Source organism: Butyrivibrio sp. XPD2006 (assembly GCF_000420865.1).
Lineage (GTDB): Bacteria > Bacillota > Clostridia > Lachnospirales > Lachnospiraceae > Butyrivibrio.
On sequence record NZ_ATVT01000008.1, the window covers coordinates 152181 to 174333 of the forward strand.

General features: G+C 41.1%; 20 protein-coding genes. All 20 read left to right on the forward strand.

Annotation, left to right across the window (positions count from 1 at the left end; translation table 11 throughout):
• The first annotated feature begins 30 nt into the window (after positions 1-30).
• The 20 genes from G590_RS0110890 (at position 31) to G590_RS19265 (ending at position 21815) form a co-directional block, all read left to right on the forward strand.
• Positions 31-705, forward strand: coding sequence for a F0F1 ATP synthase subunit A (locus tag G590_RS0110890; RefSeq protein ID WP_442852346.1), 675 nt, complete (start codon positions 31-33; stop codon positions 703-705).
• Between the two features lie 15 nt (positions 706-720).
• Complete coding sequence (gene atpE / locus G590_RS0110895; protein WP_022765699.1) at positions 721-939, forward strand: ATP synthase F0 subunit C; 219 nt, start codon at positions 721-723, stop codon at positions 937-939.
• A 25-nt stretch (positions 940-964) separates the two neighbouring features.
• Complete coding sequence (locus tag G590_RS0110900) at positions 965-1456, forward strand: F0F1 ATP synthase subunit B family protein (protein WP_081641060.1); 492 nt, start codon at positions 965-967, stop codon at positions 1454-1456.
• Positions 1449-3185, forward strand: a complete 1737-nt coding sequence (atpA, locus tag G590_RS0110905) for a F0F1 ATP synthase subunit alpha (protein ID WP_242829768.1) — start codon at positions 1449-1451, stop codon at positions 3183-3185. Before G590_RS0110900 ends, atpA begins: the two co-directional genes overlap by 8 nt.
• A 1-nt stretch (position 3186) precedes the next feature.
• The gene (gene atpG / locus G590_RS0110910) at positions 3187-4110 is read left to right on the forward strand and encodes an ATP synthase F1 subunit gamma (protein ID WP_022765701.1); all 924 of its coding nucleotides are present in this window, start codon (positions 3187-3189) and stop codon (positions 4108-4110) included.
• A complete protein-coding gene (atpD, locus tag G590_RS0110915) occupies positions 4097-5488 on the forward strand; it encodes a F0F1 ATP synthase subunit beta (RefSeq protein WP_022765702.1) in 1392 nt (463 codons plus the stop codon). The genes atpG and atpD overlap by 14 nt, the downstream gene beginning before the upstream one ends.
• Positions 5489-5490: 2 nt before the next feature.
• Positions 5491-5916, forward strand: a complete 426-nt coding sequence (atpC, locus tag G590_RS0110920; RefSeq protein ID WP_022765703.1) for an ATP synthase F1 subunit epsilon — start codon at positions 5491-5493, stop codon at positions 5914-5916.
• Positions 5917-5939: 23 nt separating this feature from the next.
• On the forward strand, positions 5940-6464 hold the full coding sequence (locus G590_RS0110925; RefSeq protein ID WP_022765704.1) for a hypothetical protein: 525 nt from the start codon (positions 5940-5942) through the stop codon (positions 6462-6464).
• 31 nt (positions 6465-6495) lie between these two features.
• The gene (locus G590_RS0110930; RefSeq protein ID WP_022765705.1) at positions 6496-7581 is read left to right on the forward strand and encodes an acyltransferase family protein; all 1086 of its coding nucleotides are present in this window, start codon (positions 6496-6498) and stop codon (positions 7579-7581) included.
• Positions 7568-10033 carry a homocysteine S-methyltransferase family protein gene (locus G590_RS0110935; RefSeq protein WP_022765706.1) on the forward strand — a complete coding sequence of 822 codons (2466 nt, stop codon included), beginning with the start codon at positions 7568-7570 and terminating at the stop codon, positions 10031-10033. Before G590_RS0110930 ends, G590_RS0110935 begins: the two co-directional genes overlap by 14 nt.
• Before the next feature lie 20 nt (positions 10034-10053).
• The gene (gene ilvB, locus G590_RS0110940) at positions 10054-11679 is read left to right on the forward strand and encodes a biosynthetic-type acetolactate synthase large subunit (protein ID WP_022765707.1); all 1626 of its coding nucleotides are present in this window, start codon (positions 10054-10056) and stop codon (positions 11677-11679) included.
• A gap of 18 nt (positions 11680-11697) precedes the next feature.
• A complete protein-coding gene (gene ilvN, locus G590_RS0110945) occupies positions 11698-12183 on the forward strand; it encodes an acetolactate synthase small subunit (RefSeq protein WP_022765708.1) in 486 nt (161 codons plus the stop codon).
• A gap of 340 nt (positions 12184-12523) precedes the next feature.
• Complete coding sequence (gene ilvN, locus G590_RS0110950; RefSeq protein WP_022765709.1) at positions 12524-13036, forward strand: acetolactate synthase small subunit; 513 nt, start codon at positions 12524-12526, stop codon at positions 13034-13036.
• Between the two features lie 45 nt (positions 13037-13081).
• The gene (gene ilvC, locus G590_RS0110955) at positions 13082-14110 is read left to right on the forward strand and encodes a ketol-acid reductoisomerase (protein ID WP_022765710.1); all 1029 of its coding nucleotides are present in this window, start codon (positions 13082-13084) and stop codon (positions 14108-14110) included.
• 97 nt (positions 14111-14207) lie between these two features.
• Positions 14208-16625, forward strand: coding sequence for a YfhO family protein (locus G590_RS0110960; RefSeq protein WP_022765711.1), 2418 nt, complete (start codon positions 14208-14210; stop codon positions 16623-16625).
• Between the two features lie 87 nt (positions 16626-16712).
• The gene (gene leuC, locus G590_RS0110965; RefSeq protein WP_022765712.1) at positions 16713-17984 is read left to right on the forward strand and encodes a 3-isopropylmalate dehydratase large subunit; all 1272 of its coding nucleotides are present in this window, start codon (positions 16713-16715) and stop codon (positions 17982-17984) included.
• Positions 17985-17996: 12 nt separating this feature from the next.
• Positions 17997-18485 carry a 3-isopropylmalate dehydratase small subunit gene (gene leuD / locus G590_RS0110970; RefSeq protein WP_022765713.1) on the forward strand — a complete coding sequence of 163 codons (489 nt, stop codon included), beginning with the start codon at positions 17997-17999 and terminating at the stop codon, positions 18483-18485.
• A 140-nt stretch (positions 18486-18625) separates the two neighbouring features.
• Entirely contained in the window at positions 18626-19585 is a 960-nt protein-coding gene (locus G590_RS0110975) for a glycosyltransferase family 2 protein (protein WP_022765714.1), read from the forward strand.
• A gap of 25 nt (positions 19586-19610) precedes the next feature.
• Complete coding sequence (locus G590_RS0110980) at positions 19611-20432, forward strand: Mrp/NBP35 family ATP-binding protein (RefSeq protein ID WP_022765715.1); 822 nt, start codon at positions 19611-19613, stop codon at positions 20430-20432.
• 30 nt (positions 20433-20462) lie between these two features.
• A complete protein-coding gene (locus G590_RS19265) occupies positions 20463-21815 on the forward strand; it encodes an AI-2E family transporter (RefSeq protein WP_022765716.1) in 1353 nt (450 codons plus the stop codon).
• Positions 21816-22153: the final 338 nt, after the last annotated feature.

Sequence of the window (22153 nt, forward strand, 5' to 3'; positions counted from 1 at the left end):
AAGTCAGGGAGAAGATTTTCCATGAAAGAAATGCTAAATGAACTGTTGATGGCAGATAAGACGCTGATCCATGTACCGTTTGGAAACGGCTTTTTTGACATCTACAAATCGGTGGTGGTGTCCTGGATAGTATTGGCAGTCCTTATCACGCTGATACTAGTACTGACCAGTAACCTCAAGGTACATAACATATCAAAGAGACAGGCAGCTGTAGAAGCTTCCGTTCTTTGGATCAGAAAAGTTGTCGGAGAACTGCTTGGTGAAGAGGCAATGGCTTACTGTCCGTATATTGTGACTGTGCTGATATTTATTGCTTTTTCAAATATGATAGGTCTCTTTGGACTGGTTCCGCCAACTATGGATCTTAATGTAACACTGGCACTTTCGCTGATGAGTATTGTGCTTGTGGAGCTGGCAGGAATCATCAAAAAAGGCCCAAAGAAATGGCTTAAGAGTTTCACAGAGCCTATGGCAGTCATTACATTTATGAATGTTTTGGAGCTGTTTATCAGACCGCTTTCACTTTGCATGCGACTATTCGGTAACATTTTAGGTGCAACAGTCATCATGGAGCTCATAAAACATGTGGTACCAATAGTATTACCTGCCGCACTGAGCATTTATTTTGATATATTTGACGGTTGTATTCAGGCTTATGTATTTTGCTTTTTAACATCGTTATATATTAAGGAAGCAGTTGAATAAAAGGAGGATATAAAAATGAGTTTAACAGCAATCGGAGCAGCTATCGCTGCATTCACAGGTATCGGAGCAGGAATCGGTATAAGCCTTGCAACAGCAAAAGCTACCGATGCAGTTGCAAGACAGCCCGAGGCAGACGGCAAGATCATGAGACTTCTGATCCTTGGATGTGCTCTGGCTGAGGCAACAGCTATTTATGGTTTCGTAGTAGCGATCATGATCATTCTTTTCTCATAAAGCTGCATAGTAAAGGGGAAATAAAGTGTTAACTATTAGTGTGTTCAACATATTATTTACAGTAATAAATCTTCTTATATTGCTGTTCTTTGTGAAGAAATTCCTGTTTGACAAGATAGATGCCATAATCACAAAGAGACAACAGGAGGTTGACGAAGCTACTGAAGCTGCAGATAAGGCTACTCAGGAAGCGAAGGCGGCCAAAAAAGAGTATGAAAAGAAGATTGCGCTTGCCGATGAAGAAAAAGAGCAGATTCTCTCTGACATCAAGAAACTCGGATATGAAGAGTACGAGAAGATTGTTATGGATGCCAGAAAGACCGGCGATAAGATCGTAAAAGAGGCAAGACAAAATGCCAGAGCAGAGGCTGAAAAGGAGAGAGAACTCCATGCTGATGAGCTCAAGGATATGGTAATTGATGCTGCTGCCAAAATTGCAGCAACCAAGCACAGCTCAGAGGATGACAGCATGCTCTATGACAAATTCATAAATGAGGCAAGGGCTAATAATGGATAAGAAGATAAAAGCTACTCTGCGCTATGCCTCAACACCACCCAGTGAGTCACAGCTTGAGAGTATCAAACAACTCCTTATTGAGAAGGTCGGAAATCCGGACATCAAGCTTAAATGCATTTGTGACCCTGAAGTCGGCGGTGGATTTATCGTATCATGCGGTAATTTTGAATACGACTGGAGCGATAAGGGCAGAGCAAGACAGCTTCGAAGCGAACTGAAGAATGTTCATTCCCGGGATATAATACCCATGCTCAAACAGAAAGTTGATGATTTCGAACTTTCAATTAAGGGCAGAGAAGTTGGTATCGTTACATGGGTTGGTGACGGTATAGCCAATATCGAAGGAATTGAGCATGCTTTCTATGGAGAAATAATTGAATTTGAAGACGGAACCAAAGGTATGGCACAGGATATCAGAGATGATCATATTGGCTGTATCTTATTTGGCGACGAGCGAAACATAAGACAGGGTAGCAGAGCCGTACGTACCTATAAAGAAGCCGGTATTCCTGTCGGAGAAGCATTTATCGGAAGAGTAATTGATGCTCTCGGAGCACCGATAGACGGTAAGGGCGACATCAAAGAAAACGGTTATCGCGCCGTAGAAGAAAGAGCTCCCGGAATCGTTGAGAGACAGTCTGTCAATGAGCCTATGGCTACAGGCATCCTTTCTATCGATACAATGTTCCCCATCGGAAGAGGACAGCGTGAGTTGATCATTGGAGACAGACAGACCGGTAAGACTTCCATCGCACTTGATACCATAATCAATCAGAAGGGCAAGGGAGTCATCTGCATTTATGTTGCTATCGGACAGAAGGCTTCTACTGTAGCTCAGCTCATTACTACCCTGAAAAAGACCGGAGCTATGAAGTATACGATAGTTGTAAGCTCTACTGCATCCGATTCAGCTCCGCTTCAGTATATAGCTCCATATTCAGGGGCTGCACTTGCAGAGTACTTTATGTATCAGGGAAAAGATGTACTGATAGTATATGATGATCTCTCCAAGCACGCGGTTGCTTACAGAGCTTTGTCACTTCTTCTTGAAAGGCCGCCGGGACGTGAGGCTTATCCGGGAGATGTCTTTTACCTGCACTCAAGACTTCTTGAGAGGGCGAGTAAGCTTTCGGATGATCTGGGAGGCGGTTCCATTACTGCGCTTCCTATCATTGAGACACAGGCCGGGGATGTATCTGCATATATCCCTACAAATGTAATCTCCATTACAGATGGTCAGATTTTCCTTGAGAGTGATCTTTTCTTCTCGGGTATGAGACCTGCGGTAAATGTCGGACTTTCTGTATCCCGTGTAGGTAGTGCTGCGCAGACTAAAGCTATGAAGAAAGCAACGGGAAGCATAAGAGTGGATCTGGCTCAATACAGAGAAATGGCCGTGTTTACACAGTTTTCATCGGATCTTGATGAAGTTACCAAGAATCAGCTCAATCACGGTGCTGTTCTTATGGAGCTTTTAAAACAGCCACTGGAGCATCCGCTCGCTATGCATGAAATGGTACTTATTCTTCTGGCTGCAGGATCAAAGAGAATTGATCATGTTCCTGTAAGAAAGGTTCATGAATACAAAGAGAAACTCATTACATACTTTAATAAAGAACACAGAGATGTCTGTGATGAGATCAAGAAGACAAAAGATCTTTCGGATTCACTTAAGAAGAGAATCTATGATCTGATAGATGAGTTTAACGAAGAGATAAAGGTACAGTAATTTGGCTAATATCAAAGAGATCCGTGAGAGGATCGACAGCGTAGCTGATACACGAAAAATTACAAATGCGATGTATCTGATATCCTCTACCAAGATGAGGAAGGCCAAGAAAATACTCTCGGAAACAGAGCCGTTCTTTTATGCTACCAAGGCTATGATCGAGAGAGTTGTCAAAAACCTTCCTGAGGGTACAGAACATATCTTTCTTGAATCGAAGGATGATATCCCGGAGATTAAGAAAAAACGCGGATATATCATTTTTACTGACGACAAGGGGCTGGCAGGAGCATACAATCACAATGTGCTTAAACTTGCTGAAGAAGCTTTGGCCAAAGATAAGGGTGAACATAAACTCTTTGTTATAGGTGAAGTCGGAAGATATCATTTTAATGCTGAAAATGCTGATATTGAAGAGTTTTTCTCTTTTACATCTCAGAATCCTACGCTTCACAGAGCAAGAAAAATATCTGCAGAGATAATGGATTATTTCTATGACCACAAAATTGACGAGTTTTACATGATATATACTGTCATACACGGTAATACATGTGAGGCCAAGATGGAGAAGGTTCTTCCTTTGGATTTTATTACGGCACTTTATCAAAAACGCTCGCCGATAAGAGGCAATATGTATGAAGAATTCCTGATGGACCCTTCACCAAGCGCAGTTCTCGACAATATTGTCCCAAACTATGTAACAGGTTTTATTTATGGAGCAATGGTAGAATCATTCTGCAGCGTACAGCATTCAAGAATGATGGCAATGGACAACGCCAACAAGAATGCTGAGAAGATGATCATTGAGCTAAAAAAGAGCTATAACCGCCAAAGACAGGCTATGATCACTCAGGAGATCACAGAGGTTGTCAGCGGAGCAAAAGCGCTTAAACGCAGCAAGGAAATTAAGAAGCATGGAAAACGGTAAGATTATTCAGGTCATGGGACCTGTTGTAGACGTACAATTTAAGGATATACAGTTGCCATACATCAGAGATGCTCTGACAGTAACGGTCAATGGTGAAAAGAGAGTGATGGAAGTATCTCAGCATGTCGGCGGAGATATTGTCAGATGCATCATGCTTTCACCCAGCGAAGGTCTGTCAAAGGGTATGGAGGTTATATCCGAAGGGAGTCCGATAAGTGTTCCTGTCGGGGACGAAGTACTTGGAAGACTATTTAATGTATTCGGAGAGCCTATTGATAAAAAGGGTGATGTAAACAGCGCCGATAAATGGGAGATTCACAGAAAACCGCCAAAGCTTGAGGAGCAGAGCCCTGTTGTTGAGATTCTTGAGACAGGCATCAAGGTAATCGATCTTCTTGCACCGTATGCAAAGGGTGGAAAAATAGGTCTTTTTGGCGGCGCAGGTGTTGGTAAAACCGTTCTGATCCAGGAGCTTATACAGAACATTGCAACTGAGCACGGTGGCTATTCTATATTCACCGGAGTAGGTGAACGTTCAAGAGAAGGAAATGATCTTTGGACTGAGATGACAGAGTCAGGAGTTATCGAAAAAACCGCTCTTGTATTCGGACAGATGAACGAACCTCCGGGAGCACGTATGCGCGTAGCTGAAACCGGACTTACAATGGCGGAGTACTTCAGAGATGTCAAGAACCAGGATGTGCTTCTGTTTATTGATAATATTTTCAGATTTGTGCAGGCCGGTTCCGAGGTTTCATCTCTTCTTGGAAGAATGCCTTCAGCTGTAGGCTATCAGCCGACTTTGGCAACCGATCTTGGACTTCTTCAGGAGAGAATAACTTCAACAAGAAACGGATCAATAACATCAGTTCAGGCTGTATATGTTCCTGCAGATGACCTCACAGATCCTGCACCGGCTACAACTTTTGCACACCTTGATGCTACGACGGTTCTTTCACGTAAGATAGTTGAGCAGGGAATTTATCCGGCTGTTGACCCTCTTGAATCTTCAAGCCGAATTCTTGAAGAGAACATCGTTGGTAAGGCACATTACAGCACTGCTATGAAAGTTCAGGAGATTCTTCAGAAGTATAAAGAACTTCAGGATATCATTGCAATTCTTGGTATGGAGGAGTTGTCTGAAGAAGATAAGGCAACAGTTCACAGAGCCCGCAAAATCCAAAGATTTTTGTCACAGCCCTTCCATGTTGCCGAGCAGTTTACGGGACTTAAGGGCAAATATGTACCTCTTTCCGAAACAATAAAGGGATTTATGTATATTATAGGCGGAGAGATGGATAAATACCCTGAAGCTGCGTTCTTCAATGTAGGAACAATTGATGAAGTGGCTCAGAAAGCAAAAGATATTGAGGCTTAAAGATGCATGAGAATATTAAGGCCTTTCACCTCAAGGTCATTTCGATTAACGGAATATTCTATGATGATGAAGCTCTGGAGATCATTTTGCCCTGCTATGATGGGGAATTGGCACTGCTTTATGGGCATGAAGAAATGATCTATGCTATTTATGACGGAACGATCAAGATCAAAAAACCAGACGGTAAGTGGATTTATGGAGTTGTGAGTATCGGCTCTGTGCAGTATACTGTTGACAATGAGTGCATCGTTCTGGTAAACACTGCTGAGAAGCCGGCGGAAATTGACAAGAACAGAGCAAAGGAAGCATATGATTTTGCAATGGAACATCTCAATCAGAAGCAGTCGATGAAGGAGTTCAGGAAATCACAGGCCGGACTTGCAAGAGCTATGGCAAGGCTCAGTGCCGCTTCCAAGTATAAAGATTAAAAGAAAAGTTGGTGGGAATATTGTTGTTTAATAAGAGTTTTAAGGCTTTGATTATTGCATTTGCAGTAGTCTGCACGTTGCTTGCAGGCTGTGGCAAAAAGGAAGATCCTGAGCTTGAAACATACAGAGAGAGCATGACTTCTTTTTATGACAAGCTCAGTCTGTATGATAATCAGATAAATGCGCTGGATCCCGATGACGAAGCTGCCAAATTGCAATTACTTGATCTTCTTGATCAGATGAATGAGAGCTACAAGGCGATGGCTGCCACTACCGTACCTGATCAGTTTTCGGGAATTGCCGACATCTCGGTGGAAGCAGCTGAATATATGCAGAAAGCCAATGAGTTTTATCATATGGCTTATGACAACGAGTTTGATTCAGACTCTGAGATGCTGGCAGCTCAGTATTATGAAAGAGCCAATAACAGAGCTCAGGTGATTTTACAGGTCCTTCACGGAGAGGTACCGGAAGGTGAAGGCGTCTCTGTTGAAACCCAGAGCACCTATGAATTTTCGACAATAGATTCAAGCACTGATGGAGAATGATCAGTGCTTGTTTTGCATACAAGGAAATATTATGGAGAGAAATAACGACAATAGTTTTATATATGCCTTAAAATTCATAGCCTGTTTGTTTGTGATAACGATTCATGCGCCGTTTCCCGGAGTGTTCGGAGATATAGTTTACTCACTGTCAAGGTTTGCGGTTCCGTTCTTTTTTGCGGTTTCGGGAAGATATCTTTTGGTAAAAAGAGATGGTTCATACGCTCAAAATGCGCAGGAAATAAGGTCTTATACCTTGGGAAGGTTGATTAAACTCCTTAAGATAACAGGAGTGGTTTATTTAACATACCTGATCTTTTCGCTTTGTTATTTTATTCCGAAGGGATGGACTTTTAAATATTGGCTTCATGATAAATTCAATTTATTTGAGACAAGAACCTTCTTTTTATTCAATTCTGGAAGATACATTTATGATGAATCATATGTCTTTGATCATCTCTGGTATCTCTTCGCGTTGATCTATGTATTTGTACTTATTATCATTTTTGCATCGGTACTCAGAAAATGGTATAAGTGGCTGACTGTTGTTCTTCTTGGAATGATGTTTTTCGGAGAACTCCTGCAGACAGTATATCCGATAAGACCATTTGATATCAGCATAAACACCTGGTACATCCTTAGAAACTGGCTTTTTATGGGAATGCCTTTTGTGCTAATCGGAGTGATATTTGCTGATAAAACTCACGACAAGAGAGAAGGAATGGGCGAGGAGAGGTATAAAGAGACAATGAAAGCTCTTTTGCCAAGAAATATGATATTGCTCTCGCTTGGTTGCATAATAAGTATTGCAGAAGTATTTATATTTCAAAGAAAAGAAGTTTATATCGGTTCTGTTATTATTGTTTTTTCTCTTTTGTTATTGTCGGAATGCGGCTTGAATGCAGGAAGCATTCTTCCCGATCTTGGGAAAAGAGCTTCATCCTTGATCTATTTTTATCACGTTATGATAATTTCGGTACTTGATATATTATCTCAAAATGGCATAATACCATCATATACCATGTGGCAGAAGCCACTGATCGTAATGGTAATATCCGTTTTGTTATTCGCAGTAATTCCATATTTTATAGATAAGGTAAAAGTTAATGAACAGAAATGATTTTCTAAAGTTTTGCAAAAACAGAGTAGTATTTTTGGATGGTGCAACCGGAAGTAATCTGATGAAAGCCGGAATGCCTGCCGGAGTATGCCCTGAGAAATGGATATTGGAACATAAGGATGTAATGCAGAAGCTTTCAAAGGCTTATGCGGATGCAGGTTCCGACATCGTATATGCGCCAACTTTCACAAGTAACAGAATCAAACTTGAAGAATATGGCCTTGCAGAGAATATAGTTCAAATAAATACGGATCTTGTGAGCATTACAAGAGAGGCAGTCGGAGATAAAACACTGATAGCCGGAGATCTTACCATGACCGGAAGACAGCTTAAACCTGTCGGCGATCTGGATTTCGAAGATCTTATTGATGTTTACAAGGAACAGATACAGATTCTGGATAAAGCAGGTGTGGATCTTCTTGTTGTTGAGACAATGATGTCTCTTCAGGAATGCAGGGCAGCTCTTATTGCTGCAAAAGAGGTATCAGACCTTGCGGTAATTGTGACAATGACTTTTGAACCTGACGGAAGAACGCTTTTTGGTTCTGATCCCGCAGCTTCTGCTATATGCCTCGAGGCCCTTGGCGCTGCTGCTATTGGCGCCAACTGTTCGACAGGGCCTGATAAGATGACGGATATTATCGGAAGCATGGCGGAAGTTACGAGCATACCGATAATTGCCAAACCCAATGCCGGTCTTCCAAAGGTCGATGCAGACGGAAACACAGTATATGACATGGAAAGTGACGTGTTCGTTAGAGAGATGAACAAACTTATCGGCTGCGGGGCATCAATCCTTGGCGGTTGCTGTGGAACTACGCCTGAGTTCATAGCTCTTTTGAAAAAGACATATGGTGATCTTGACCCAGAGACTGTAAGAAAAGAAGACGGAAATCCAGTTCCGAGGAAAATATCCGGAAGACGCTATTTATCTTCAGAGAGAAGAGCTCTTTCGTTTGGCATGGATGATCTGTTCATGATTGTCGGTGAGAGGATAAATCCCACCGGCAAAAAGAAACTTCAGGCTGAGCTTCGAGAGGGGAATCTCGACATGGTCTGCGAATTTGCGGAAAACCAGGAAAAAGACGGAGCATCAATCCTTGACATTAATGTTGGGATGAGCGGAATTGACGAAAAAGAGATGATGCTGAATGTCCTTGAAGAGGTTTCCGGGGTTACTGATCTTCCGCTTTGTATTGATTCTTCAAGCGTAGAAGTAATGGAAGCTGCTCTCAGGATTTATTCGGGAAGAGCACTTATTAATTCGATTTCTCTGGAGAAAGGTAAAGCTGAAGCGTTCCTTCCTCTTGCACAAAAATACGGTGCAATGTTTGTTCTTTTACCGCTAAGTCCTGAAGGACTTCCAAAAGACCTTGAAGAGAAAAAGGAGAATATCCTTACACTCAGTCATAAAGCCTTTGATATGGGACTCGGAATAGAAGATATCGTAGTGGACGGTCTTGTGGCAACGGTTGGCGCTGATCCAAACGCAGCTTTAAATACTCTTGATACCATCAGATTTTGTTATGAGAGAGGCTATGCTACAATCTGCGGACTTTCCAATATTTCTTTTGGCCTGCCACAGAGAATGAATGTGAACACAGCATTCCTAACAATGGCGATTTCAAACGGACTCACTATGGCTATTGCCAATCCTTCGCAGGAGATGCTGGTAAATGCTGCCTTTGCTTCAGATCTATTGAAGAAAAAAGATGGTGCTGACCTCAGATATATCCAGAGAATGGAGAGATATAATACTGAGAATAATGCTTCTGTAAGCGGAAAAGAAGTTAAAAACGACTCTGTTAAAGAAGATAATTATATTGATATAATAAAAAAGGATGTGCTTAGCGGCTCTAAGAGAACGATTGTCAAGGACACTCAGAAAGCAGTCGAGTCGGGAGTAAGTCCCAAACAGATTCTTGATGAGGCACTTATGCCTGCAATAAATGATGTCGGAGAATTCTTTGATAAAGGGAAATATTTCCTTCCGCAGCTGATTGCAGGTGCTGAGGCCATGAAGATGTCAATCGGATATCTTGAACCTCTTCTTGCGGCAGATGCTGATAATTCACAGAAGCTTCCAACTATTATCATTGCTACAGTGCACGGCGATATACATGACATAGGGAAAAACCTTGTGGCTCTTATGCTCAAAAACTATGGCTTTAATGTCATAGATCTTGGCAAGGACGTTCCCAAAGAAGAGATTATAAAGGCTGCAAAAGATAATGATGCCAGTGTTATAGCTCTTTCAGCACTTATGACAACTACAATGAAGGAAATGAAGAATGTAGTTGAGCTGGCTAATAAAGAGAAGATAAAGGCCAAGATAATAATTGGCGGAGCAGTTGTAACAGAGGATTATGCATTTGAGATCGGCGCAGACGGATATTCATCTGATGCTGCGGATGCAGTTAAGCTTGTCAGAACGATTTTAAGTATTACTTAATATAGATTGGAGGAGCTTTCATGATTGGAGCAGAGGCCATAGTTAAATGCCTTGAAAAAGAGAACACCGAAGTTATTTTCGGTTATTCGGGAGTTGCCATTGATCCATTCTGGAACAAGATTTTGGACAGTGACATAAAGACTGTGCTTATTCGCACAGAACAAAATGCTGCGCACTGTGCCAGCGGATATGCAAGAATAAGCGGTAAGGTGGGAGTTTGTGCTGTGACTTCAGGCCCCGGTGCGACCAATCTTATAACCGGAATTGCTACAGCATATGCTGATTCTATACCTATGATAGCAATCACAGGTCAGGTCAACAGCGACATGATCGGTAGTGATGTGTTCCAGGAAGCTGATATTACAGGAGCTGTGGAATCTTTCGTAAAATACAGCTACCTTATAAGAAATGTAAATGACATCCCCAAGGTGTTCAAGGAAGCTTTTTATATCGCAAGCACCGGAAGAAAAGGACCGGTCCTGATAGATATTCCTTTTGATATCCAGAATGAAGAGATGACAGAGAAGTTTGCATATCCAGAGACCATCTCCATGAGATCGTATAAACCAACAGTTAAGGGCAATACGGTACAGATTAAAAAGGTTATCAAGGAAGTGGAAAAAGCCAAAAGGCCGATTATATGCGTCGGTGGTGGAGTACACCTCAGCGGCGCAACACAGGAGCTTATAAAATTTGCAGAGCTCAATGATGTTCCCGTTGTTTCTACAATGATGGGAATAGGCGCTATGCCCTCCGATCATCCTCTTTTCTTTGGAATGGTCGGCAATAACGGTAAAGCATACGCCAACAGAGCTATGAATGAGTCGGACCTTCTTTTGATGGTAGGTGCAAGAGTTGCTGACAGAGCTGTGAACAGGCCTGACCTTATCACTGAAAACAAAGTAATGGTTCACATCGATGTAGATCCTGCTGAGATTGGTAAGAATGTAGGACCTACAATTCCTCTGGTTGGAGATATCAAGCATATCTTTGCGGAGTTCCTGGCTCAGGATGATCATGCAGATGATCACAAGGAATGGATAGAGACTCTGCGCAGATACAAAGAGGAGATGATGACCCTCAGAGCACCGGCTGCAGAAGGCTTTGTTGATCCTGAAGCATTTATCAGAGCTCTTTCAAAGGCTATGAATGATGATGCCATTTACGTGGCCGATGTTGGTCAGAATCAGATATGGTCCTGTGCATATCACATTGTTAAGAACGGAAGATTTCTTACATCCGGAGGAATGGGAACAATGGGTTATTCGATACCCGCAGCTCTCGGTGGTAAGATAGCTGCTCCTGGAAAGCAGGTAGTAGCGGTTCTTGGCGACGGTGCTTTCCAGATGTCCATGATGGAACTGGCAACCATGCGTCAGTACGGCGTAAATCTCAAGATAATTGTTATGAATAACGGTTATCTTGGCATGGTAAGAGAACATCAGCACAATGCATACAACGATAACTATTCCATGGTCAAACTTGAAGGTGATCCGGATCTTTCGCTTATTTCTGCAGCTTATGGTATGGAATACTTTAAGGTTGACGGCAATTCGGATATGGAAAAATCCCTTAAGAAATTCCTTAAGGACGATTCTTCCAATCTCATGGAAGTAATGGTTGATCCGATGGCACTTACAAGATAAAACAGGCAGGTAATCACTATGAAGAGAATTTACTCGGTTCTTGTAGAAAACAGAGCAGGTGTCCTTTCCAAGGTTGCCGGACTCTTTTCCAGAAGAAATTTCAATATCGATTCAATGGTAGTAGGTGAAACAGCAGATAAAGCTGTTTCCTGCATGACTATTGTCTCAACCGGCGATGAGCGCACCATAGAGCAGATTGAGAAGCAGCTCAACAAAAAGATCGATGTCATCAAGGTTAAGACCTTCAAAGAGAGCATGAGTATCAACAGGGAGCTTATGCTTATCAAAGTAAAATACAACAAGGAAAACCGTCGCGACATCATGGAGAATTGTACCATCATGAACGCTCAGATCGTTGACATGTCCAAAAACATGATGATAATCCAGATCTGCGACACCTCCGACCGTATCGAGGTCTTCATCGAAATGCTAAAGAGTGTCAGCATCGTCGAAATCGCCCGCACCGGTACGGTTGCCCTCACCAAATGTCGTGAAGTGAATTGATTTGGCGGAATTTACGTTGTTGAGGAATTACGGGGCTTCCCGGATATAAATTATCATTACGTCTCGTGGTGCTGAGCACTGCGATGAGCCGATCTGATTACTTATATCCGGGAGGCCCCTTTTTCATGGCAATAATTTAATGGTGTAAAGCGATAAAATATTTTTGTTGACTTATGAGGTGATGGTGGTATAATTTGATTTAAATTGATGAAAAAACAGGACAATGAGTATCAAAATAATACGAAAATTAACTGTTTTTGAGCCAACAAAAGTTTACACTTTAAAGTGTAAAAGGATAGGCATAAATACTGAATTTATAAGGCATAAGTGGAGAGTAAAAATGAAAGAATTAAAGAAAAAAGTCTTTCAGCTTATCGTTGATAACAACCCCGGTGTTCTTTCAAGAATTTCCGGATTGTTTTCAAGAAGAGGCTACAACATTGAGAGTATAACAGCCGGAGTTACAGCTGATCCGAGATTTACAAGAATAACCATTGTTGCATCGGGAGATGACGTTATTCTTGATCAGATTGAGAAACAGGTTGCCAAGCTTGTAGATATCAGAGATATTCACGAGCTGCTTCCGGAGGATTCGGTTTACAGAGAGCTGGCTCTTGTTAAGGTTAGGGCAGAAGCAGCTAACAGACAGAGCATACTTGCTACAGCCAATATTTTCAGAGGAAACATCATTGATGTAAGCCCTGATTCACTTATCATTGAGATAACAGGAAGCCAGTCCAAGGTAGATGCTTTTCTTAAGCTTCTTGAGGGCTATGAAATCCTCGAGCTTGCGAGAACAGGTATTGCAGGACTTGGAAGAGGTACTGATAAAGTTATTTATCTGGATGAATAAGTTTTGTCCGGAGGATTATAAAAAACAAATATGGAGGATTTAGTTATGTCACAGGATGCAAGAATTTTTTATCAGGAAGATTGTAATTTATCATTGCTTGAGGGTAAGACCATTGCTATTATCGGCTACGGTTCACAGGGACACGCTCACGCACTTAACCTTAAGGATTCAGGATGCAACGTAATCATCGGTCTTTACGAGGGATCAAAGAGCAAGGCTAAGGCTGAGGCTCAGGGACTTAAGGTTTACAACACAGCAGAGGCTGCTAAGATGGCTGATATCATCATGATCCTTATCAACGATGAGAAGCAGGCTAAGATGTACAAAGAGGACATTGAGCCAAACCTTCAGCCCGGCAACATGCTTATGTTTGCACATGGTTTCAACGTACACTTTGGTCTTATCAAGGCTCCTAAGGATGTCGATGTTGCTATGATCGCTCCTAAGGCACCCGGACATACAGTAAGAAGTGAGTATCAGGCAGGTAAGGGAACACCTTGTCTTGTTGCTGTAGAGCAGGATGCAACAGGTAAGGCACTTGATCTTGCACTTGCTTATGGTGCAGGAATCGGTGGAGCAAGAGCAGGTCTTCTTGAGACAACATTCAGAACTGAGACAGAGACTGACCTCTTCGGTGAGCAGGCTGTTCTTTGCGGTGGTGTTTGTGCTCTTATGCAGGCAGGTTTCGATACTCTTGTTGAGGCAGGTTACGACCCAAGAAACGCATACTTTGAGTGCGTACATGAGATGAAGCTTATCGTAGACCTTATCTATCAGTCAGGTTTTGCAGGAATGAGATACTCAATCTCCAACACAGCTGAGTACGGTGATTACGTAACAGGTCCTAAGCTCATCACAGATGAGACTAAGAAGACTATGAAGAAGATCCTTTCAGATATCCAGGACGGAACATTTGCTAAGGAGTTCCTGCTTGATATGTCAGAGGCAGGTGGACAGGTTCACTTCCAGGCTATGCGTAAGCTCCATGCTGAGCATCCTTCAGAGAAGATCGGTGCTGAGATCAGAAAGCTTTACAGTTGGAACAACGAGTCTGATAAGCTCATCAACAACTGATCATCCGCAATTGAAAAACTGAAGAAATTGACTTAATATTTAAGAGTGTCATAAATATGGCACTCTTAAGTTTTTATCAGAGGAAAAGACAATAAATATGCTGCTTACAAAGAAAACTACAATTAAAGAAAATACTTCTGAAAGAGCCTATGCTCCTATAGTTGTCTTTGCCAGCAGCTTTCTTATGTATCTTATAGCGATACTTCCTATACTGATTTCCAGGGGACTTCCTTTTTTCTACTACGGAGATTATAACGTTCAGCAGATACCTTTCTATATTGTTGCTCACAGGGCGGTAAGAAGTGGAGAGTTTTTCTGGAACTGGAATATAGACCTTGGCGGAAGTATGGCGGGGGATTTTTCTTTTTATCTGTGGGGAAGTCCTTTCTTCTGGCTTACAGTTCTTTTTCCGGAGAATGCAATTCCTTATCTGATGCCTCTTCTCATGGCGCTTAAATATGCTGTGGCTTCACTTTGTGCATACATTTATATCAGGAAATATGTCAAAAGAGATATTCATGCAATGATAGGTGGCTATCTCTTTGGATTCTCCGGATTTAATGCATGCAATATAGTATTTAATCATTTCACTGATTCTGTTGCCTTTTTCCCGCTATATCTGCATCTGTTTGACAAGCTTATGGATGAAAGCACGGTGGATGCGCAAGGTCATATCGTTTTTCAAAAGAAAAACTTTATTGTGTTTGCGCTGATGACGTCATTTATGGCTATAGTCAATTACTATTTCTTCTTTGGCCAAGTTCTTTTTCTTTTGATCTATTATGTTGTGAAGTATGGTGTAAAAAACAGCCTTAGAGATAATCTGATTTTGTTTAACAGGGCTCTGGCCGGTGGAATAATTGGAATCCTGATTGCAGGTTTTTTCCTTGTTCCTGCTTTTGTCGGAGTGTCCGGTAATACAAGACTTGATAATTTTATTACAGGTTATGATATGCTCGTTTACCCCAGCGAGAAGCTTATTTGGGACATTTTTAAAAGTATGGCCATGCTTCCTGACATAATCGGAAAGGGTACACTCTTTTATACAAGTACAGTTAAAAATGCGTCGTTGGCAGCTTACATTCCTATGTTTGGTTTGTCGGGTGTTGTGGCGTTTATGATGTTTGAAGATAACAAAAAGAGCTGGCAGAAGAGACTTATGATTATCTGTCTTATTATTGCTCTGATACCTGTTTTCAATGCTTCTTTTTCTTTCTTTAACTCAAGCTATTATGCAAGATGGTTTTATATGCCAATACTTATTATGTGTCAGATGACTGCCGGAGTTCTTGAAAGAGGAAGAACAAGAGAGTTTAAGAAAGGTGCAATTTTCGCCGTACTTTTCTTCCTTCTGTTTGTGCTTATCTATTTTTTGCCAAGTACTGATGACAGTGGAAAGACCGTTTTCTTTAAGATGGCTGACAATAATACGATATTTCTGCGAGATGTGATCGGGACAGCAATATTATGTCTGTTTCTTGTAGGAACTGCTTTTTTCATCAGCAGCAAGCATCATGTGATAACTCTTTTTCTTGTTTTGATAAGCTGTGTTATATCGACATACATTCCGGTCAGGAACGGAAGTTCTATCATAAGTGACAGGGGAAAAGAAATGTGGCAGGAGCAGATGCTGGAGAACACTGTAAGAGTTGATATGACTGACTTTTGCAGAGGAGAAGTAGATTCAACATCCACCAATTACGATATGGTATGGGGAATTCCGTCAATCCACTGCTTCCTTAGTACAGTGCCATCCCAGATTTTTACTTTCCTTGAGGGAACCGGAGATATAAAGAGAACAGTTGAAACAAATATCCCGGTTGAAAGGGCGGGACTTCGTGCAATTGTATCTGCCAAATATTACTTCGAAAACGCTGAGATAAGCAAGAACAGGACATATTATAACGGCGAAGGAACCGACGGGTACAAGTATCTGGATACACAGAACGGTTTTGATATTTTTGAGAATATAAACTTTATTCCGATGGGCTTTACATATGATTATTATATTACAGAGTCCGAATGGTCTGATATTGAGCCCAAGGAAAGGGATTATGATCTGGCAAGACTTCTAATACTTCCTGATGATGTGGCAATGGAAGTAGAGAAGACAGTTGCTATGCGTGAGATAACGGCAGAAGATCTTTTTGAAGAAGATCTGTCATATCTGAAATTCACACAGGAATGTGAGAAGAGAAAAGAGACCTCGTGCGTGAGCTTTGTTCCCGATACTCTTGGGTTTACAGCAAGAACATCCAAATTAAAAGATGATACACTTGTATTTTTCTCTGTTCCAAACAGGAAAGGATTTAAATGCAAGGTTGATGGAAAGACTACGCCTATATATACAGCTGATTACGGACTGATGGCTATTCCGGTTGGAAGGGGAGAACATGCCATTAGAGTTGATTACAGACCGGAAGGGCTGTTTTTAGGGGTTATAATGTCCGCTTGCGGCGTGATATTACTTGCATTTTATGCTGGCATATTAAAAAATATCAAGAAAAACGATTAAATTTGTATGTGTTCGTAAAAAGATTGTTATGTTATATTTGCTATAAAGTTTTTGACTTTTATTAAGACATCAAAGGAGATAAACGGTATGAGTAAAATGACTATGAGCCAGAAAATATTGGCTTCTCATGCAGGACTTTCAGAGGTTTGCGCAGGCCAGCTTATTGAAGCGGACTTAGACCTTGTTCTGGGGAATGATATTACAAGTCCTGTAGCGATCAGAGAGATGACTAAGTTTAAGAGCGATGCTGTATTTGATAAGGATAAGATAGCTCTTGTTCCCGATCATTTTGTTCCCAACAAGGACATAAAATCAGCTGAAAACTGCAAATGTGTCAGGGAATTTGCCAAGAAGAATAACATAACAAATTATTTTGAAGTTGGTCAGATGGGTATTGAACACGCGCTTCTTCCTGAGAGTGGACTTACGCTTCCGGGCAACGTCATTATCGGTGCTGATTCTCATACATGTACTTACGGTGCTCTCGGAGCATTTTCTACCGGTATCGGCTCAACAGATATGGCTGCCGGAATGGCAACGGGTAAAGCGTGGTTTAAGGTTCCTTCAGCTATAAAGTTTAATATTGTAGGCAAGCCTTCTAAGTGGGTTAGCGGAAAAGACGTTATCCTTCATATAATCGGAATGATCGGAGTTGACGGTGCACTTTATAAGTCAATGGAATTCGTCGGAGAAGGAATAAAGAATCTGTCAATGGATGACAGGTTTACAATTGCCAATATGGCTATTGAGGCAGGCGGCAAGAACGGTATTTTCCCTGTTGATGAGATTGCAATAGAGTATCTTAAAGAGCATGCGCCCGGCAAGGAGTACAAGATATTTGAGGCTGACGAAGATGCTGAGTACGATGAGGAGTATACAATTGACCTCAGTACACTGAAATCAACTGTTGCATTCCCTCACTTACCTGAAAATACACATACCTTTGATGATATTACAGATACAAAAATTGACCAGGTTGTAATCGGATCATGCACTAACGGCCGTCTTAACGATCTTCGCTGCGCTGCAGAGATTCTGTCAGGAAGACATGTTGCAGAAGGAATGAGATGCATTGTCATCCCAGGAACACAGAAGATTTACCTTCAGGCAATGCAGGAAGGCCTTTTAAAGACATTTATTGAGGCTGGGGCTATTGTTTCAACACCAACATGCGGTCCTTGTCTCGGTGGTTACATGGGTATTCTTGCATCTGGTGAAAAGTGCGTTTCTACAACAAACAGAAACTTTGTTGGAAGAATGGGTGCGATTGATTCTGAGATTTATCTGGCTTCACCTGCCGTTGCAGCTGCAAGTGCTGTTACAGGTAAGATTTCCGAGCCGGCAGAGCTTGGACTTTAAGGAGGAAATAAGATGAAAGCTGCAAAGGGAACAGTTTTTAAATATGGAGACAATGTAGATACAGACGTAATAATTCCTGCAAGATATCTTGCCATATCCGATGCAAAAGAGCTTGCGTCTCATTGTATGGAAGATATCGACAAAGATTTTGTAAGCAATGTAAAAGAAGGAGATATCATTGTGGCCGATAAGAATTTCGGCTGTGGTTCATCCCGTGAACATGCACCTCTTGTTATCAAAACAGCAGGAGTAAGCTGTGTAATAGCCAAGAGTTTCGCGCGTATATTTTACAGAAATGCTATAAATATCGGACTTCCGATCATTGAATGCGTTGAGGCTGCAGAAAATATTAAGGCAGGAGATACTGTTTCAATAGACTTTGATTCCGGTGTTATTACAGACGAAACAACAGGAAAGACATTCCAGGGACAGGCTTTCCCAGAATTCATGCAAAAGATCATAGATTCTGAAGGCCTTATCAATTACATAAATAACAAATAAGAAAGTGGGGTAGTTCTTACATCAGTAAGAACTACCCCAAAACTTTATTCATTCGATAATTCCATCAAGAGCGTATGGCTAATTTCATGCAAATGTATTATTATAATGAATTGGTATTAAAATGATTTGGAGGAAAAAATATGGGAAGGCTTTTCTGCGTTATCCCTTGCTATAACGAGCAAGAAGTACTGCCTACAACATCATCCCTTCTTCGGGACAAATTACATAAATTAATTGAAGAAAATAAGATTTCTGCAGACAGCAGAATTGTATTCGTCAATGATGGATCAAAGGATGCTACCTGGGATATAATACAGACTCTACATCAGGAAGATGAGATATTTCAGGGAATAAATCTTTCCAAAAACATGGGCCATCAAAACGCTCTTTTGGCAGGTCTTATGACTGCAAAAGATCTTTGTGATGCAGCTATTTCACTTGACGCAGACCTTCAGGATGATATCAATGCGATTGATGAGATGGTTGATAAGTTCAACGCAGGTTTTGATGTTGTTTACGGTGTTAGAAGTGCGCGCAAGACAGATACATTTTTTAAGCGTACAACAGCAGAAGGCTTCTATAAGTTAATGGATTCACTCGGGGCCAAGACTGTTTATAATCATGCTGACTATCGTCTTATGTCGAGAAGAGCTCTTTTAGGACTTGCTGAATTCGGGGAAGTTAATTTATTCCTCAGAGGAATTGTTCCTATGATCGGCTATAAGAGCGATGTCGTGTATTATGAGAGAGCTGAGCGATTTGCTGGTGAGAGCAAATATCCTTTGAGCAAGATGTTGAGCTTTGCTATACAGGGTATTACAAGCCTTTCGACTAAACCCATTAAGATGATAACAGGTCTCGGCTTTTTCATATTTATTGTAAGTATAGCCGTTCTTATTTATTCTCTGGTCAGGTATTTTACAGGTAATACTATTCAGGGATGGACCACAACTGTGATTTCAGTTTGGGCAATCGGTGGACTTATTATGATCTCTCTTGGAATAATAGGTGAGTACATCGGTAAGATATATCTTGAGACCAAGAACAGGCCAAGATTTATCATAGAGTCTTATCTTGGAGACGAAAAAGACAAGAAATAATTTAGGTAGAAACAGAGGTTTTATTATGGCAAACGGACATGGCAAAAAGCCGGAAGATTTTAAGAAACAAATGGAAGACAGTATGAGAGCGCCGGAGAATGCAAACTCTCATATCAAGAAAGTGATAGGCATTGTAAGCGGAAAAGGCGGAGTGGGAAAGAGCCTTGTCACAGGACTTTCAGCTTCACTTATGAATAAAAAAGGTCACAAGACAGCAATTATGGACGCTGACATCACAGGTCCTTCAATTCCGAAGATGTTCGGCATAGGCAAACTTAACTATGCAGATGAGAACGGAAACATGTTACCTGCTACAACAGAGGGTGGTATGAAGGTTATGTCTCTTAACATGCTTATGGAGAATGAGACAGATCCGGTAATCTGGAGAGGCCCTGTTATTGCAGGAATTGTTAAGCAGTTCTGGAGCGATGTTAACTGGGGCGATATTGATTATATGTTTGTTGATATGCCTCCGGGAACAGGAGATGTTCCTCTTACAGTATTCCAGTCACTTCCTGTAGATGGAATAATAGTAGTCGCAACTCCTCAGGAGCTTGTCGGCATGATAGTAGACAAGGCTATCAATATGGCAAGAATGATGAATGTACCTGTGCTCGGCATAGTTGAAAACATGAGTTATATGGAATGTCCTCACTGCGGAGAGCCAATCTATATTTTCGGTGAGAGTAAACTCGATGCATATGCAGCTTCAAGAGGACTTGATGTTCTCGGAAGAATTCCTATGAATCCTGATTTTGCCACCAAGTGCGACGCAGGTAAGGCAGAAGATATTGAAGTAGACTGTCTTGACAGCCTTGTATATGTACTTGAAGGATTAAGTGAATAATATCCAAATATTTCTTTTGAGGGAAAAGAGATGAAGAACAGGCCTAATCAAAATCAAATAACATGGGGCATTACAATAGTCTGCTCAGCTATAGTAATCCTGATCGCATACTATCTGATGTTTAACGGCAAGGTAGTGATTGCTACGATCAATGATATGCTTGATTCTATATCCGGCGTTACTATGGGTGTGGTTTTAGCTTATATTCTCATACCGATGCTTAACGGTATAGAAAAGAATCTTCTTATTCCGATTTATAAAAAGCTCGGCTTTGATGTTTCTTTTTCCAAGACAGCTGATCGCAAAAAAAGAAAACAGATGCGTGGAATCGCAGTACTTATAACCATTGCTATTTTTATTCTGCTCATTTATACGCTGCTGATTATCATTATTCCTCAGCTTGTAAGCAGTATTCGCGAGATCATCAATAATCTTCCTGCATATATCAGGCGAATCGATGAATTCTCCAATTCACTTCTTGAGAATAACCCGGAATTGCAGCAGTTTATTGATTCCCAGCTGGATTCATATTATGCAACGCTTTCTGTGTTTATAACCAGGAATATTAAGCCGTATCTCCCTGAGTGGCAGACTGTTCTCAAAGTAGCATCAAGAAGCGTAATGTCAGGTGTTAGTGTTATCATCAACATTATTGTCGGCGTGATCGTTGCTATATATGTGCTTAACTCCAAGGAGAGATTCACCACAAGAGGCAAAAAGATGGCTTATTCCTTCTTTAGAGAAGATGTTGCCAGCGAACTTATTTCTGCATTCAGATATACGCACAGAACTTTTGAGAGTTTTATCGGCGGAAAGATTGTAGATTCAATGATAATTGGACTCATTTGTTATATTGGCTGCAAGATTCTTAAGATTGAATATCCTGTCCTGATTTCAGTGATAGTCGGAGTAACCAATATCATACCTTTCTTCGGACCTTACATCGGAGGAGGAGCAGGAGCTCTTTTACTTGTGTTGATAGATCCTATACAGGCATTGATCTTCCTTATTTTTGTCATTGTACTTCAGCAGTTTGACGGCAATATACTTGGCCCGTTCATCCTTGGAGGATCTACAGGACTTTCAAGTTTTTGGGTAATCTTTTCCATTATGTTCTTTGGCGGACTTTGGGGAATTGTGGGTTGGCTCATCGGAGTTCCGATTTTTGCAGTATTTTATGCATTTGTTTCAAGGCTTACCAATCATTACCTCAGGAAAAAGAGCCTTAGCACGGATACCAGTGATTACTACGATCTGGCATATATCGAAAACCATGAGTATAAATCACTAAGTGACCAGACTAATACCAAATACAATGCTGTATCTAAAAAGATATCCGGAATCAAAAAGTTTTTTAGCAAAAAGAAGCCTGCAAAGAAGTGATTTTTTCAGATGTCGTTAAAAGAAAAGGTAAATTCTGCATTTGACTGAAATTCAGTGTTTATAAGTGTTAATTCTGTTTTACAGAACTTACCCCAAAACTAAAAATGCGTTATAATCATACCCAAGTGCAGTGTTCATCATACATTTTTGTATGACAAACAAGCATCCGGAATAGTGTGTAAAACAGAATTCTGCATGCTGATTTCTGGTAAGACTTAATTCAGCAGTGGATTCCGTTCTATACTATAGAATTACTTTTTAAGTAATGACGGTTTCAGGGTAACCTGATCCGGTGCAATCTCCTTAAGTTTTAGCAGACGGTGGAGATTGTTATTGAG

Excerpts from the sequence above, each read along its gene's own strand:
- G590_RS0110975 (WP_022765714.1), top strand. The coding sequence starts at position 18,626 with ATGGGAAGGCTTTTCTGCGTTATCCCTTGCTATAACGAGCAAGAAGTA.
- G590_RS0110935 (WP_022765706.1), top strand. The coding sequence starts at position 7,568 with ATGAACAGAAATGATTTTCTAAAGTTTTGCAAAAACAGAGTAGTATTT.
- ilvB (WP_022765707.1), top strand. The coding sequence starts at position 10,054 with ATGATTGGAGCAGAGGCCATAGTTAAATGCCTTGAAAAAGAGAACACC.
- ilvN (WP_022765709.1), top strand. The coding sequence starts at position 12,524 with ATGAAAGAATTAAAGAAAAAAGTCTTTCAGCTTATCGTTGATAACAAC.
- ilvN (WP_022765708.1), top strand. The coding sequence starts at position 11,698 with ATGAAGAGAATTTACTCGGTTCTTGTAGAAAACAGAGCAGGTGTCCTT.
- atpA (WP_242829768.1), top strand. The coding sequence starts at position 1,449 with ATGGATAAGAAGATAAAAGCTACTCTGCGCTATGCCTCAACACCACCC.
- G590_RS0110930 (WP_022765705.1), top strand. The coding sequence starts at position 6,496 with ATGGAGAGAAATAACGACAATAGTTTTATATATGCCTTAAAATTCATA.
- leuD (WP_022765713.1), top strand. The coding sequence starts at position 17,997 with ATGAAAGCTGCAAAGGGAACAGTTTTTAAATATGGAGACAATGTAGAT.
- ilvC (WP_022765710.1), top strand. The coding sequence starts at position 13,082 with ATGTCACAGGATGCAAGAATTTTTTATCAGGAAGATTGTAATTTATCA.
- leuC (WP_022765712.1), top strand. The coding sequence starts at position 16,713 with ATGAGTAAAATGACTATGAGCCAGAAAATATTGGCTTCTCATGCAGGA.
- atpD (WP_022765702.1), top strand. The coding sequence starts at position 4,097 with ATGGAAAACGGTAAGATTATTCAGGTCATGGGACCTGTTGTAGACGTA.
- G590_RS19265 (WP_022765716.1), top strand. The coding sequence starts at position 20,463 with ATGAAGAACAGGCCTAATCAAAATCAAATAACATGGGGCATTACAATA.
- G590_RS0110960 (WP_022765711.1), top strand. The coding sequence starts at position 14,208 with ATGCTGCTTACAAAGAAAACTACAATTAAAGAAAATACTTCTGAAAGA.
- atpE (WP_022765699.1), top strand. The coding sequence starts at position 721 with ATGAGTTTAACAGCAATCGGAGCAGCTATCGCTGCATTCACAGGTATC.
- G590_RS0110890 (WP_442852346.1), top strand. The coding sequence starts at position 31 with ATGCTAAATGAACTGTTGATGGCAGATAAGACGCTGATCCATGTACCG.
- G590_RS0110980 (WP_022765715.1), top strand. The coding sequence starts at position 19,611 with ATGGCAAACGGACATGGCAAAAAGCCGGAAGATTTTAAGAAACAAATG.
- atpC (WP_022765703.1), top strand. The coding sequence starts at position 5,491 with ATGCATGAGAATATTAAGGCCTTTCACCTCAAGGTCATTTCGATTAAC.